Origin of the sequence: Streptomyces sp. NPDC086080, assembly GCF_044540255.1 — a bacterium.
Lineage (GTDB): Bacteria > Actinomycetota > Actinomycetes > Streptomycetales > Streptomycetaceae > Streptomyces.
Window position 1 is genome coordinate 183,945 of sequence record NZ_JBITRU010000006.1, and the last position, 12,863, is coordinate 196,807.

The 12,863-nt window shown below is 70.4% G+C and carries 15 protein-coding genes and 5 tRNA genes; 15 read left to right on the forward strand and 5 right to left on the reverse strand.

The window, feature by feature from the left end:
- The first annotated feature begins 63 nt into the window (after positions 1–63).
- From ACIF9R_RS10260 to ACIF9R_RS10285, 6 genes are all read left to right on the forward strand, one after another.
- Positions 64–798, forward strand: coding sequence for an HAD family hydrolase (locus ACIF9R_RS10260; RefSeq protein ID WP_399977011.1), 735 nt, complete (start codon positions 64–66; stop codon positions 796–798).
- Positions 799–889: 91 nt separating this feature from the next.
- Positions 890–961 (forward strand) — tRNA-Gln (locus ACIF9R_RS10265).
- Positions 962–1,001: 40 nt separating this feature from the next.
- Positions 1,002–1,074: transfer RNA gene (locus tag ACIF9R_RS10270), tRNA-Glu, on the forward strand.
- Between the two features lie 62 nt (positions 1,075–1,136).
- Positions 1,137–1,209: transfer RNA gene (locus ACIF9R_RS10275), tRNA-Glu, on the forward strand.
- A 21-nt stretch (positions 1,210–1,230) separates the two neighbouring features.
- Positions 1,231–1,302 (forward strand) — tRNA-Gln (locus ACIF9R_RS10280).
- Positions 1,303–1,329: 27 nt separating this feature from the next.
- A tRNA-Glu gene (locus ACIF9R_RS10285) sits at positions 1,330–1,402 on the forward strand.
- A 160-nt stretch (positions 1,403–1,562) separates the two neighbouring features.
- Here ACIF9R_RS10285 and ndgR read toward each other — a convergent pair.
- On the reverse strand, positions 1,563–2,276 hold the full coding sequence (gene ndgR, locus ACIF9R_RS10290; RefSeq protein WP_399977013.1) for an IclR family transcriptional regulator NdgR: 714 nt from the start codon (positions 2,274–2,276) through the stop codon (positions 1,563–1,565).
- A 196-nt stretch (positions 2,277–2,472) separates the two neighbouring features.
- On the opposite strand from ndgR, the gene leuC reads away from it, so the two are divergent.
- The 4 genes from leuC (at position 2,473) to ACIF9R_RS10310 (ending at position 5,767) form a co-directional block, all read left to right on the forward strand.
- Positions 2,473–3,903 (forward strand): 3-isopropylmalate dehydratase large subunit, encoded by a 1,431-nt coding sequence (leuC, locus tag ACIF9R_RS10295; RefSeq protein ID WP_399977016.1) that lies wholly within the window; start codon positions 2,473–2,475, stop codon positions 3,901–3,903.
- Between the two features lie 6 nt (positions 3,904–3,909).
- Positions 3,910–4,503, forward strand: a complete 594-nt coding sequence (gene leuD, locus ACIF9R_RS10300; RefSeq protein ID WP_399977019.1) for a 3-isopropylmalate dehydratase small subunit — start codon at positions 3,910–3,912, stop codon at positions 4,501–4,503.
- 276 nt (positions 4,504–4,779) lie between these two features.
- A complete protein-coding gene (locus ACIF9R_RS10305) occupies positions 4,780–5,010 on the forward strand; it encodes a hypothetical protein (RefSeq protein WP_399977021.1) in 231 nt (76 codons plus the stop codon).
- 136 nt (positions 5,011–5,146) lie between these two features.
- Positions 5,147–5,767, forward strand: coding sequence for an HU family DNA-binding protein (locus ACIF9R_RS10310; RefSeq protein ID WP_399977024.1), 621 nt, complete (start codon positions 5,147–5,149; stop codon positions 5,765–5,767).
- 128 nt (positions 5,768–5,895) lie between these two features.
- Here the strand turns inward: ACIF9R_RS10310 and ACIF9R_RS10315 are convergent, their stop codons facing one another.
- Together ACIF9R_RS10315 and cofC are read right to left on the reverse strand one after the other, a co-directional pair.
- Positions 5,896–6,099 carry a hypothetical protein gene (locus ACIF9R_RS10315; protein ID WP_399977027.1) on the reverse strand — a complete coding sequence of 68 codons (204 nt, stop codon included), beginning with the start codon at positions 6,097–6,099 and terminating at the stop codon, positions 5,896–5,898.
- A 9-nt stretch (positions 6,100–6,108) separates the two neighbouring features.
- Entirely contained in the window at positions 6,109–6,747 is a 639-nt protein-coding gene (gene cofC / locus ACIF9R_RS10320) for a 2-phospho-L-lactate guanylyltransferase (RefSeq protein WP_399977030.1), read from the reverse strand.
- A gap of 215 nt (positions 6,748–6,962) precedes the next feature.
- Here cofC and ACIF9R_RS10325 point away from each other — a divergent pair, with 215 nt between their 5' ends.
- The 3 genes from ACIF9R_RS10325 to ACIF9R_RS10335 all read left to right on the forward strand — a co-directional run bounded on the left by ACIF9R_RS10325 (position 6,963) and on the right by ACIF9R_RS10335 (position 10,010).
- Complete coding sequence (locus ACIF9R_RS10325) at positions 6,963–7,760, forward strand: lysophospholipid acyltransferase family protein (protein WP_399977033.1); 798 nt, start codon at positions 6,963–6,965, stop codon at positions 7,758–7,760.
- Positions 7,757–8,767 (forward strand): NAD(P)H-dependent glycerol-3-phosphate dehydrogenase, encoded by a 1,011-nt coding sequence (locus ACIF9R_RS10330; protein ID WP_399977036.1) that lies wholly within the window; start codon positions 7,757–7,759, stop codon positions 8,765–8,767. The genes ACIF9R_RS10325 and ACIF9R_RS10330 overlap by 4 nt, the downstream gene beginning before the upstream one ends.
- Before the next feature lie 82 nt (positions 8,768–8,849).
- Positions 8,850–10,010 carry a D-alanine--D-alanine ligase family protein gene (locus ACIF9R_RS10335; protein ID WP_399977039.1) on the forward strand — a complete coding sequence of 387 codons (1,161 nt, stop codon included), beginning with the start codon at positions 8,850–8,852 and terminating at the stop codon, positions 10,008–10,010.
- A 27-nt stretch (positions 10,011–10,037) separates the two neighbouring features.
- On the opposite strand, the gene ACIF9R_RS10340 is transcribed toward ACIF9R_RS10335, so the two are convergent.
- The gene (locus ACIF9R_RS10340) at positions 10,038–10,547 is read right to left on the reverse strand and encodes a DUF3515 domain-containing protein (RefSeq protein ID WP_399977042.1); all 510 of its coding nucleotides are present in this window, start codon (positions 10,545–10,547) and stop codon (positions 10,038–10,040) included.
- 20 nt (positions 10,548–10,567) lie between these two features.
- On the reverse strand, positions 10,568–10,801 hold the full coding sequence (locus tag ACIF9R_RS10345) for an Lrp/AsnC family transcriptional regulator (RefSeq protein ID WP_399977045.1): 234 nt from the start codon (positions 10,799–10,801) through the stop codon (positions 10,568–10,570).
- A gap of 206 nt (positions 10,802–11,007) precedes the next feature.
- Here ACIF9R_RS10345 and ACIF9R_RS10350 point away from each other — a divergent pair, with 206 nt between their 5' ends.
- Positions 11,008–11,973, forward strand: coding sequence for a thiamine-phosphate kinase (locus tag ACIF9R_RS10350; protein WP_399977047.1), 966 nt, complete (start codon positions 11,008–11,010; stop codon positions 11,971–11,973).
- Positions 11,970–12,788, forward strand: a complete 819-nt coding sequence (gene thiD / locus ACIF9R_RS10355) for a bifunctional hydroxymethylpyrimidine kinase/phosphomethylpyrimidine kinase (protein WP_399977050.1) — start codon at positions 11,970–11,972, stop codon at positions 12,786–12,788. The genes ACIF9R_RS10350 and thiD overlap by 4 nt, the downstream gene beginning before the upstream one ends.
- Positions 12,789–12,863 lie beyond the last annotated feature (75 nt).

The window sequence follows — 12,863 nt, forward strand, 5'->3', positions numbered from 1 at the left end:
ACGCTGCGCACATCGGGGGATAACCCCCGGGCCCCCAGCCGGTCCGGGGGTACCGTCGGTGGCATGGTGATCCGGGCCGTCGTCTGGGACGTGGACGACACACTCTTCGACTACACCACCGCCGATCGCGAGGGCATGCGGGCCCATCTGGCCGCCGAGGGGCTGCTCGCCGGGTACGCCACCGCCGAGGAGGCGCTGGTGCGCTGGCGGGAGGTCACCGAGCTCCAGTGGGCGCGGTTCGCGGCCGGGGAGGTGGACTTCGAGACGCAGCGGCGCGACCGCACCCGGGTCTTCCTGGACCGGCCGGAGCTGACCGACGCCGAGGCGGACGACTGGTTCCGGCGGTACGTCACGCACTACGAGTCCGCGTGGAGTCTCTTCCCGGACGTGCTGCCCGTGCTCGACGCCCTCACTCCGACCCACCGCCACGCGGTGCTGTCCAACTCCAGCCTCCACGTCCAGGACCGCAAACTGCGCCTGCTCGGCGTGCACGACCGTTTCGAGGTCATCCTGTGCGCCGCCGAGCTGGGCGTCTCCAAGCCCGAGGCCGGCGCGTTCCTCGCCGCCTGCGACGCCCTGGCGCTCTCCCCGGACCAGGTCGCGTACGTCGGGGACCACCCGGAGATCGACGGCCGGGGTGCCGCCGACGCCGGGCTGCTGTCGGTCTGGATCGACCGCGCGGGCACCTTCGCGACCGTCGAACCGCCCGTGGGGCCGCGCCGTATCGCCTCGCTCGCCGAACTCCCCTCGCTGCTGCGTGCCGATACTCGTTTTGGAGCCCCGTCGACCTTCGGGTAATGTTCTTCCTGCGCCGCGGGGAGCGGGCCGGAAGGCCGGAGTCCCGAAGCGTCGAACTAGAACAAGAAGCCTTCAGGGGCTTGCGTTCCAGTGGCCTATGGTGTAATTGGCAGCACGACTGATTCTGGTTCAGTTAGTCTTGGTTCGAGTCCAGGTAGGCCAGCTCGCAGAGCTCATCTGCAAACCGCGGAGCGTATCCGCAGGCCCCCGTTGTGTAGCGGCCTAGCACGCCGCCCTCTCAAGGCGGTAGCGCCGGTTCGAATCCGGTCGGGGGTACAGATCCTTCCCGCGAGGAGAGATCGGGTCGCACCCTCTCTTCTTGACGCAGGATCGCTAGGGCCCCCGTTGTGTAGCGGCCTAGCACGCCGCCCTCTCAAGGCGGTAGCGCCGGTTCGAATCCGGTCGGGGGTACTGACTGGTCTAAACCATCATTGGTCTATGGTGTAATTGGCAGCACGACTGATTCTGGTTCAGTTAGTCTTGGTTCGAGTCCAGGTAGACCAGCAGGATCTGCGGAAACGCATGATCCGAGCCCCCGTTGTGTAGCGGCCTAGCACGCCGCCCTCTCAAGGCGGTAGCGCCGGTTCGAATCCGGTCGGGGGTACGTATGAGGGAAGCCCTCCACTTCGGTGGGGGGCTTTCGTCGTGCCGGGAGTGCCAGGAGCTGCCAGGAGTGCCCGGATCAGTGGTCTGAAGCGGGTATACGGGCCCGCCGCGGCGTTGGGGCGGGCCCGTATACCCCCGGGGACGTGCGGGGGCGGTGGTCAGGAGCGGCGCAGTGCCTCGGAGAGGCGGCCGGCGGCGTCGATGATGGCCTGTGCGTGCATCCGGCCCGGATGGCGGGTCAGCCGCTCGATGGGGCCGGAGACCGAAACGGCGGCCACCACGCGGTTCGAGGGACCGCGCACCGGCGCCGAGACGGACGCCACGCCCGGCTCGCGCTCGCCGATCGACTGGGCCCAGCCGCGGCGCCGGACGCCGGAGAGGGCGGTGGCCGTGAAACGGGCGCCCTGCAGGCCGCGGTGCAGCCGCTCGGGCTCCTCCCAGGCCATCAGGATCTGCGCCGAGGAGCCGGCCTTCATCGTGAGCGTGGAGCCCACCGGGACCGTGTCCCTGAGCCCCGAAAGCCGCTCCGCCGCGGCGACGCAGATGCGCATGTCGCCCTGGCGGCGGTAGAGCTGGGCGCTCTCGCCGGTCACGTCGCGGAGGTGGGTGAGCACCGGGCCCGCCGTGGCGAGCAGCCGGTCCTCACCCGCCGCCGCGGCCAGTTCTGCCAGGCGCGGGCCGAGAATGAACCGGCCCTGCATGTCGCGTGCCACCAGGCGGTGGTGTTCCAGCGCCACGGCCAGGCGGTGGGCCGTGGGTCGTGCCAGTCCGGTGGCCCCGACCAACCCCGCGAGGGTGGCCGGACCGGACTCCAGAGCGCTCAGGACGAGGGCCGCCTTGTCCAGAACGCCGACGCCGCTACTGTTGTCCATGAAACGATACTTGCGTCTCACTCTGTGAAACGCAAGTTCAATTTTCCGTGGAACGCGCCACTCTTGAAGCACGGAAGCAATGAGGCCCGTGACCACCGGGCCTGGCGGCGGACGCCCGGGACCAGGGGCGAGGGCGCCGTCTCCGCACAGATCTAGTTGGGCCGGCGCACAACGGGTGCCGGCCGGAGGGAAAGCGATGGGTAGGACACTCGCGGAGAAGGTCTGGGACGACCACGTCGTCCGGCGCGCCGAGGGCGAGCCCGACCTCCTCTTCATCGATCTGCACCTGCTGCACGAGGTGACCAGCCCCCAGGCCTTCGACGGCCTCCGCAAGAACGGCCGCCCGGTGCGCCGTCTCGACCTCACCATCGCGACCGAGGATCACAACACCCCGACCCTCGACATCGACAAGCCGATCGCCGACCCGGTCTCCCGGGTCCAGCTGGAGACGCTGCGGAAGAACTGCGCCGAGTTCGGTGTCCGGCTGCACCCGCTGGGCGATGTCGAGCAGGGTGTCGTCCACGTCGTCGGTCCGCAGCTGGGTCTCACCCAGCCCGGCATGACCGTCGTCTGCGGTGACTCGCACACGTCCACGCACGGCGCCTTCGGCGGACTGGCGTTCGGCATCGGTACCTCCCAGGTCGAGCACGTCCTGGCCACCCAGACGCTGCCCATGGCCCGCCCCAGGACCATGGCGATCACGGTCAACGGCGAACTGCCCGACGGTGTCACCGCCAAGGACCTGATCCTGGCGATCATCGCGAAGATCGGTACGGGCGGCGGCCAGGGCTATGTCCTGGAGTACCGCGGTGAGGCCATCGAGAAGCTCTCGATGGAAGCCCGGATGACCATCTGCAACATGTCGATCGAGGCCGGCGCCCGCGCGGGCATGATCGCCCCGGACGAGACCACGTTCGCCTACCTCGAGGGCCGTCCGCACGCCCCGAAGGGCGAGGACTGGGACGCGGCCGTCGCCTACTGGAAGACGCTGAAGTCCGACGAGGACGCCGAGTTCGACGCCGAGGTCGTCATCGAGGCCGCCGAACTGTCGCCGTTCGTCACCTGGGGCACCAACCCGGGCCAGGGCGCCCCGCTCTCGGCGTCCGTTCCCGACCCGGCTTCGTACGAGGACGCCTCGGAGCGGCTCGCCGCCGAAAAGGCCCTGGAGTACATGGGGTTGGAGGCCGGCCAGGAACTGCGCTCGATCCACGTGGACACCGTCTTCGTAGGTTCCTGCACCAACGGCCGCATCGAGGACCTGCGTGCCGCCGCGGACATCATCAACGGCCGCAAAGTCGCCGACGGCGTACGGATGCTGGTCGTCCCGGGCTCCGCGCGGGTGGGTCTGCAGGCCGTCTCCGAGGGCCTGGACGTGGTCTTCAAGGAGGCCGGCGCCGAATGGCGGCACGCGGGCTGCTCGATGTGTCTGGGCATGAACCCCGACCAGCTCGCCCCCGGTGAGCGCTCCGCCTCCACCTCCAACCGCAACTTCGAGGGTCGGCAGGGCAAGGGCGGCCGTACCCACCTGGTGTCCCCGCAGGTCGCCGCCGCCACCGCGGTCCTCGGCCACCTGGCCTCCCCGGCCGACCTCGCCGATGCCGACGCCCGTACGCCCGCTGGAGTCTGATCAGTCATGGAAGCATTCACCACCCACACCGGCCGGGCCGTCCCGCTGCGCCGCAGCAACGTCGACACCGACCAGATCATCCCCGCCCACTGGCTCAAGAAGGTGACGCGGGACGGTTTCGAGGACGGGCTGTTCGAGGCCTGGCGCAAGGACCCGGAGTTCGTGCTCAACCGCCCGGAGCGCGAGGGCGCCTCGGTGCTGGTGGCCGGCCCCGACTTCGGTACCGGCTCCTCCCGTGAGCACGCCGTCTGGGCGCTGCAGAACTACGGCTTCAGGGCCGTGATCTCCTCCCGCTTCGCCGACATCTTCCGCGGCAACTCGCTGAAGAACGGGCTGCTCACGGTGGTCCTCGACCAGCAGACCGTGGACGCGCTGTGGGAACTCACGGAGGCGGACCCCACCGTCGAGATCACGGTGGACCTGGAGGCCCGCGAGGTGCGTGCCGAGGGCATCACCGCCGCCTTCGAACTCGACGAGAACTCCCGCTGGCGGCTGCTCAACGGGCTCGACGACATCTCCATCACGCTGCGCGACGAGGCGGACATCGCCGCGTACGAGGCGAAGCGCCCCTCGTTCAAGCCGAGGACGCTCTCGGCCTGACCCGCGCCCCGGCCGAAGTCCTCGCGAGAGGTCGACTTTCGGCCACCGCGGACCCCTCCCGTACCCCCGATCGGTCCGATCGGGGGTACGGCCGTGTCTGCACCCGTTCGGCCCCGCGCGCCGCCTTGAGCCTCCTCAACTTCCCACGTTAGGAAGGTGGTTGCCGGGGTACACGTGTCACGTGCGGGTGATCCCGGAGTGTGCGCGGATGGCGGTCCGAGGCGATAGTTGCCCCCTGAGCAGGCGACAACTCGCCCCAGATGGCACAATCTGTGCATGGAACGCGACGGCCAACTCGAGCTCTATGCGGCCGTCGCGGACCAGCTCAAGGAAGCGCATGCAAGGGTGCGCGCACTGCAAGTCCCGGAGGGCGTACGGATGGCGCTGGCCCGGAAGCTGCTGGTCATTACGGCCGCGGCCAAACACGATCTCGCCGGTGCCGCAAGGCGTCTGGAGCGGTTCGTCGAGGACCTCGACGCGGGTCGATTCCCCGGAGAGGAACGCTGAACCGGTCGAGACAGCCGAGTTCGTTGCGGCACAAGGGTGATTAGCCCGTTTCGTGTTTGATTTGCGGTATATATCTGCCTAACGTGCGAAAAAGCTTGAACACATTCGTTCTGGCGATGTCTCCGAAGGGGAAGACGTGAACAAGGCGCAGCTCGTAGAAGCGATTGCCGACAAGGTGGGCGGCCGCCAGCAGGCCGCCGACGCCGTCGACCACGTACTGGACGCCATCGTCCGCGCGGTGGTCTCGGGTGAGCGGGTCTCGGTCACCGGCTTCGGTTCGTTCGAGAAGGTCGACCGTCCGGCCCGTTACGCCCGCAACCCCCAGACCGGCGAGCGGGTTCGGGTCAAGAAGACCTCCGTTCCGCGCTTCCGCGCCGGCCAGGGATTCAAGGACCTGGTGAGCGGTTCCAAGAAGCTGCCGCGTGGTGGAGAGGTCTCGGTCAAGAAGGCACCCAAGGGCAGCCTGACCGGCGGTGCTTCGGCGACGGTGAAGAAGGCCGCCGCGAAGAAGACCACGGCGAAGAAGGCCGCCGCCGCGAAGAAGACCGCGGCGAAGAAGACGACCGCGAAGAAGGCCGCGACCAAGACGGCCGCGAAGAAGACCACGGCCAAGAAGGCGCCCGCGAAGACCGCGGCGGCCTCCAAGAGCACCGCCGCGAAGGCCCCCGCCAAGAAGGCCACGGCGAAGAAGGCTCCCGCCAAGAAGTCGACCGCGCGCAAGACCACCGCCAAGAAGACCACCGCCCGCAATAAGTAGCGGACGCGTCCGCCCCCTCGGGCAAGCGGTTCTCACGTGCCGGGCCGGACTCCGACGAGGAGCCCGGCCCGCGGTGTGTCCGGGATCCGCGAGGAGGGCCGGCGGCCGGGAGACGGGCTGGCGGGCGGTCAGAACGTCTGGAGCGTCACCAGCGTGATCCGCCGGGCCTCGCCCTCGTCGGAGGTCTCGATCCGCACCCGCTGCCCGGGGCGCAGCAGCCGCAGACCCCCCGCGTCGAACGCCGGGGCGTCGAAGGGCACCGGGGTGCCGTCGTCGAGAAGCACCTGACCGCTGCGGCTGTCGGGGTCGTAGGTGTACGCGGTGGCCTGCATAGCGGCAGCCTACTGCTCCGTTATCAGCAGCCGCGCGGCGACCGCGGCCGTGCGAGGGCCCACCCCCAGCGCCAGCGCCGCCCGCAGATCGTCCCCGGTGTCCACGTCCTGCCGTACGGAATCCACCGCCTCCGGGCACAGTTCCACCGCCCCGGACGCCCGGTGCCGGGCCCGGGACCCGGGACCGAAGAGCGGGCGCAGTTCCCGGCCCCGGCTCGCGGCCAGCAACGTCGTGCCGAGCGCGGCGGCATCGGCGAGGAACGCGCGGGGGAACGCGGCCGCCGCATCGAGAACGCGGGCCAGTTCCGGCGGACGGAGGGCCGGCAGATCGGCGTTGAGGGCCGCGACGGATGCCGTCGGCCGGGAGGAACCCACCACCGTCGCGGCATGGGCGAGCGCCGCGTTCAGTCCGCCGCGCGGCAGGTCGGGGACGATTCCGGCGCCCAGCGTCGCCAGCTCACGCGCGGCCAGGGCGTCGTTCGTGACGACCACCACATCCCGTACCGACGGACACTCCAGCGCGGCCGCCACCGTGTCCTGGGCGAAGGCGAGCGCGAGGCCCGGGCGCAGGCCGTCGTCCGCGGTGTCCGAGAGCCTGCTCTTGGCCTGGGCCAGCGGCTTCAGGGGTACCACCAAGGTCCACTGCACGAGTGTTACGTCCCTCTCTTGTCGCGGCCATTCTCACCCGGAGCGCCGGAAGGCAGGAGGGCCGGGGGAGGCGTGCGGAGCTCCCGGGAAGGGCGCTGGCGCAAGACGGGCGGGCGTACGGTGTTCTCGACAGACCGGCGGCCCGGGGCGACACTTGTGCGGCCCGTTCGGCCCCCGGGTCCGGGCCCTGTCATTCGGAAGAGGAAGGTGTACTCGTGCCGCGCCGCAGAATCGGCTTCTGGTACCGCTTCGCCGCGGTGATCTCCAAACCGCCGCTGGTTGTTCTGCTCAAGCGGGACTGGCGTGGAATGGAGAACATTCCGGCCGAGGGTGGATTTATCACCGCGGTGAACCACAATTCGCACATCGATCCCTTCGCCTACGGGCACTTTCAGTACAACACCGGACGCGTTCCGCGATTCCTGGCGAAGAGCGGACTTTTCAACAAGGGATTCATCGGCGCCGTGATGCGCGGCACCGGTCAGATCCCCGTCTACCGGGAGAGTTCGGACGCACTCAGTGCCTTCCGCGCCGCGATCGACGCCGTGGAGCGCGGTGAATGCGTCGCCTTCTACCCCGAGGGCACCCTCACCCGCGACCCGGACGGCTGGCCCATGATGGGCAAGACCGGCGCCGCGCGCGTCGCGCTGCAGACCAAGTGCCCCGTGATCCCGGTCGCCCAGTGGGGCGCCAACGAGTTGCTGCCGCCGTACGCCAGGAAGCCCAGTCTGCTGCCCCGCAAGACCAGCCGGGTGCTGGCCGGGCCCCCGGTGGACCTCGACCGTTTCTACGACCGCGAGATGACCCCGGAACTGCTCAAGGAGGCGACCGAGGCCATCATGGCGGATATCACCCGCCAGCTCGAGCGGATCCGCGGCGAGAAGGCCCCCCAGACGCCCTACGACCCGCGGCGGGAACGGATCGAGCAGCGCCGCAAGACACACAGGCAGAAACGGCGGGACCGGACGCGGGGCACCGCGCCCACCGCGCGGGAAGAAGGGCTGGGCACGTGAGCAAGCCGGTCAGGGTGGCCGTATTCGGCACCGGATCGTGGGGGACGGCCTTCGGCATGGTCCTCGCCGACGCGGGGTGCGACGTCGTCCTGTGGGGACGGCGGCCCGAACTCGCCGAAGCGGTCAACTCCACCCACGCCAACCCCGACTACCTGCCCGGTATCGAACTCCCGGAGAACCTCCGGGCCACCACGGACGCCGCCGAAGCCGCGCGCGACGCCGACTTCACCGTCCTCGCCGTTCCCTCACAGACGCTGCGCGGCAACCTCGCCGAGTGGGCACCGCTGCTCGCGCCCGGCACGGTCCTGGTGTCCCTGATGAAGGGCATCGAGCTCGGTTCCGCCATGCGGATGAGCGAGGTGATCGACGACGTCGCCAAGGTCGGCGCCGACCGCATCGCCGTGGTCACCGGCCCCAATCTGGCCCGGGAGATCGCCGCCCGTATGCCGGCCGCCTCCGTGGTCGCCTGCACCGACGAAGCGGTGGGCCGACGGCTCCAGACCGCCTGCCACACCCCGTACTTCCGCCCCTACACCAACACCGACGTCATCGGCTGCGAACTGGGCGGCGCGGTGAAGAACGTGATCGGGCTGGCCGTCGGCATCGCCGACGGCATGGGACTCGGTGACAACACCAAGGGCTCGCTCATCACCCGCGGCCTCGCCGAGACGACCCGGCTCGGTGTCGCGCTCGGCGCCGACCCGCTGACCTTCTCCGGACTGGCGGGCCTGGGCGACCTGGTGGCCACCTGCTCCTCGCCCCTTTCCCGCAACCACACCTTCGGCACCAACCTCGGCAGGGGGCTGACGCTGGCGGAGACCATCGCGGTCACCAAGCAGACCGCCGAGGGCGTCAAGTCCTGCGAGTCGGTGCTGGATCTGGCCCGGCGGCACGGCGTCGACATGCCGCTCACCGAGACGGTCGTCCGCATCGTGCACGAGGGCAAGCCGCCGATGGTCGCCGTCAAGGAACTCATGTCGCGCAGCGCGAAGCCCGAGCGACGCTGAGCGAGGACCCCCTCCGTTCGGCTCACGGGTGGCGTTGCGGGCGCTGACTCCGGGCTCCGGCAACGGGTACTCTCATCGCGATATGAGCACCGAGAACCTCCCCCAGAGCCCCGAGCAGCAGCCGTCCCGCAAGCCGCGTGTGGCCGTTGTGTTCGGCGGGCGCAGCTCCGAGCACGGGATCTCCGTGGTCACCGCCGGCGCCGTCCTCAACGCCATCGACCGGACCAAGTACGACGTCCTGCCGATCGGCATCACCCAGGACGGCCGCTGGGCGCTCACCGCCGACGAGCCGGAACGCATGGCGATCACCGACCGCCGCACCCCCAGTGTGGACGAGATCGCCGAGTCCTCGGAAGGCACCGTGGTGCTCCCCGTCGACCCCGCCGACCGTGAGGTCGTCCACAGCGAGCCGGGCTCGGTGCCCAAGGCCCTGGGCGAGGTCGACGTGGTCTTCCCGGTGCTGCACGGCCCCTACGGTGAGGACGGCACCCTCCAGGGCCTTCTGGAACTCTCCGGCGTCCCCTACGTCGGCTCGGGTGTGCTCGCCTCCGCCGTCGGCCAGGACAAGGAGTACATGAAGCGGGTGTTCACCTCCTTCGGGCTCAAGGTCGGCCCGTACCTGGTGATCCGGCCGCGCGAGTGGGAGACGGACGAGTCCGCCGCCCGCAAGAAGATCATCGGCTTCGCCGGGGAGCACGGCTGGCCGCTGTTCGTGAAGCCCGCCCGCGCGGGTTCGTCGATCGGCATCACCAAGGTCGACGACCTCTCCGGCCTCGACGAGGCGATCGCCGAGGCCCAGCGCCACGACCCGAAGATCCTGGTGGAGGCGGCGCTGCGCGGCCGCGAGATCGAGTGCGGCGTGCTGGAGTTCGAGGACGGCCCGCGCGCCTCGGTGCCCGCCGAGATCCCGCCGCCCGACGCGCACGCGTACTACGACTTCGAGGCCAAGTACATCGACTCCACGCCCGGCCTCGTGCCCGCGCCGCTGACCGAGGAGGAGACGGCCGAGGTGCGCCGGCTCGCGGTCGAGGCGTTCGACGCGGCGTCCTGCGAGGGGCTGGTCCGCGCGGACTTCTTCCTCACCGAGGGCGGCGAGTTCGTGATCAACGAGATCAACACCATGCCCGGCTTCACCCCCATCTCGATGTACCCGCAGATGTGGCAGGCCACCGGGGTGAGTTACCCGGAGCTGGTGGACCGGCTGGTGCAGGCGGCCCTGCGCCGGCCGACCGGACTGCGCTGAGCGGCGTACGCACGCTCGACGCACGCTTCAGGAGGCGATCCCTTCGGGGATCGCCTCCTTGACGGCCGGGGCGAGATCGATCAGAACCCCCGTGCTGTCCCGCCCGTCGGTCACCCCGACCTCCACATACGCCTCGCGGTTGGCTGTGGTGAAGCGGTACGTGCCGTCATCCTGCTTCTCCATGAGCCAGTCCACCCCGTCGACCCCGCCGGGTACCGCGTCGGGGTCGCCACCGGTGGCCACGTCGGGATCGGCCATCTTCGGGGGCCGTTCGACGCCGCACCGCAGTATGATCGCCACGCCGCCCCAGCCCGCGGTCAGTTCGGACGCGGGTCCGGGGTCGTCGCGACTCTCACCGTCCACCTTCGCCGGCAGGGCCTTGTCCAGGTTCTGACACAGCTTGGTGACCTTCGCGTCCGGGCTGGGAACCGCCGCGGACACGCTGTCGTCTGCTGGGGAGCAGCCCACGGCGGTGATCAGCACCGTGAGCGCGGACAGGGCGGACAGTACGGTTCGCCGGTGACGGAAGGAGTTCACCGGCACAGGGTAGACGGGGGCTACAGATGGACGACCGGGCAGGTCAGGGTGCGGGTGATGCCGTCCACTTGCTGGACTTTGGCCACCACCATGCGGCCCAGTCCGTCGACGGTGTCGGCCTGGGCGCGCACGATCACGTCGTACGGTCCGGTCACGTCCTCGGCCTGGATGACTCCAGGGATCTTGGCGATCAGCTCGGCGACGGTCGACGCCTTGCCGACCTCGGTCTGGATCAGGATGTACGCCTGTACCACGGAACCTCCAGGGCGGCCACGAGGATCATGTGGGGAAAAGGAACGCCACGGTATCGCGTTGCCGCTCGTCGCGGGGAGACCTGCGGAAACCGGGTTGTGCGCGCCGGGGTACAGACACGAGAGAAGTTGACGGTCATATCGACCGTAGCGAGGACTTCCAGGCCTCGCGACCGGGCGCACACAGGGACAGAAGGGGCGAAAGGGTAATGAAGGGCACTGTTGGTGAGCTCGGTGAGTTCGGGCTCATCAGGGAGCTCACCTCCCGTCTCACCACCACCCCGGCGGTCCGGGTCGGACCCGGCGACGACGCCGCGGTGGTCTCCGCCCCCGATCGCAGGGTCGTGGCCAGCACCGACATCCTGCTGGAGGGCCGGCACTTCCGGCGCGACTGGTCCACGGCCTACGACGTCGGCCGCAAGGCCGCCGCGCAGAACCTGGCCGACATCGCCGCCATGGGCGCCGTGCCGACCGCGCTGCTGCTCGGCCTCGTCGTCCCGGCCGAACTGCCGGTCACCTGGCCCAGCGAGCTGATGGACGGGCTGCGGGACGAATGCCAGGTGGCAGGCGCCGCGGTCGTCGGCGGCGATGTCGTACGCGGGGACACGATCACGGTGTCGATCACCGCGCTCGGCGATCTGCGCAACCAGGAGCCCGTCACCCGGGGCGGAGCGCAGCCCGGTGACCTCGTCGCGGTGACCGGCTGGCTGGGCTGGTCCGCGGCCGGACACGCGGTGCTCTCGCGCGGGTTCCGCTCGCCGCGCGCCTTCGTGGAGGCGCACCGGCGTCCCGAGCCGCCGTACCACGCGGGACCGGCCGCCGCCGGGCTCGGCGCCACCGCGATGTGCGATGTGAGCGACGGGCTGATCGCCGACCTCGGGCACATCGCCGAGGCCAGCAAGGTCCGCATCGACATCCGCTCCGGGGCGATCGACATCCCCTCGCAGATGAACGACATCGGCCAGGCCGTCGGCGTCGACCCGATGCAGTGGGTGCTGACCGGGGGAGAGGACCACGCGATCGTGGCCACCTTCCCGCCGGACGTGAAACTCCCCGCCCGCTGGAAGGTGATCGGCGAGGTGCTCAATCCCTCGGCGCTGCCCCAGGTCACGGTCGACGGGGCACCCTGGACGAGCCAGGGCGGCTGGGACCACTTCGGGGGCATCGAGTCGTGAGCGCGCCGCCCAGGGTTCTCACCGTCGCCGGATCCGACTCCGGCGGCGGGGCGGGCATCCAGGCCGATCTGAAGACGATGCTCGCGCTCGGCGTGCACGGCATGAGTGTGCTCACCGCGGTGACCGCGCAGAACTCCCTGGGCGTGCAGGGTGCCTGGGAACTGCCGGTGGAGGCGGTACGGGCCCAGTACCGCAGCGTCGTCGACGACATCGGGGTCCAGGCCGTCAAGACCGGCATGCTGTCCTCCGCCGAACTCGTCGAGGCGGTCGCCGACTTGATCGCCGGCACGGACGCGCCGGCGGTGGTCGACCCGGTGGGGGTCTCCAAGCACGGGGACCCCCTGCTGGCGGCCTCCGCGCTGGACTCCGTACGGACCAGGCTGCTGCCGCTGGCGACGGTGGCCACGCCCAACCTGGACGAGGTGGCGCAACTCACGGGCGTCCGCGTCGCTTCGGAGGGCGATCTGCGCCGGGCGGCGCGCGCGGTGCTGGAGTTCGGGCCGCGCTGGGTGGTGATCAAGGGCGGCCATCTCACGGCGGAGTCGGAGGAGGCCGTCGACCTCCTGACGGACGGCACCCGGGAACACTGGCTGCGCGCCCCCAGACACGACAACCGCCACACCCACGGCACGGGTTGCACCCTGGCATCGGCGATCGCCTCGGAGCTGGCGAAGGGCCGGCCGGTCCCGGACGCGGTGACGACGGCCAAGCGGTACGTCACGGGCGCGATAGCCTCCGGCTTCCCTCTGGGCAGGGGCATCGGTCCGGTCCACCACGCCTGGAACCTGCGCCCACCGCACCGGGCGGGCGCGTGATGCGGCGTCCCCGCGCGTCCGTGGCCCGCCGGTGAACCGGCCCCGGCGCGGCCGGCCGCGAGCGGGCAGCACGCG

Coding starts and splice junctions, on each gene's coding strand:
- leuC (WP_399977016.1), top strand. CDS start 2,473: ATGGGTAGGACACTCGCGGAGAAGGTCTGGGACGACCACGTCGTCCGG.
- ACIF9R_RS10350 (WP_399977047.1), top strand. CDS start 11,008: ATGAAGGGCACTGTTGGTGAGCTCGGTGAGTTCGGGCTCATCAGGGAG.
- leuD (WP_399977019.1), top strand. CDS start 3,910: ATGGAAGCATTCACCACCCACACCGGCCGGGCCGTCCCGCTGCGCCGC.
- ACIF9R_RS10260 (WP_399977011.1), top strand. CDS start 64: ATGGTGATCCGGGCCGTCGTCTGGGACGTGGACGACACACTCTTCGAC.
- ACIF9R_RS10335 (WP_399977039.1), top strand. CDS start 8,850: ATGAGCACCGAGAACCTCCCCCAGAGCCCCGAGCAGCAGCCGTCCCGC.
- ndgR (WP_399977013.1), bottom strand. CDS start 2,276: ATGGACAACAGTAGCGGCGTCGGCGTTCTGGACAAGGCGGCCCTCGTC.
- ACIF9R_RS10305 (WP_399977021.1), top strand. CDS start 4,780: ATGGAACGCGACGGCCAACTCGAGCTCTATGCGGCCGTCGCGGACCAG.
- ACIF9R_RS10315 (WP_399977027.1), bottom strand. CDS start 6,099: ATGCAGGCCACCGCGTACACCTACGACCCCGACAGCCGCAGCGGTCAG.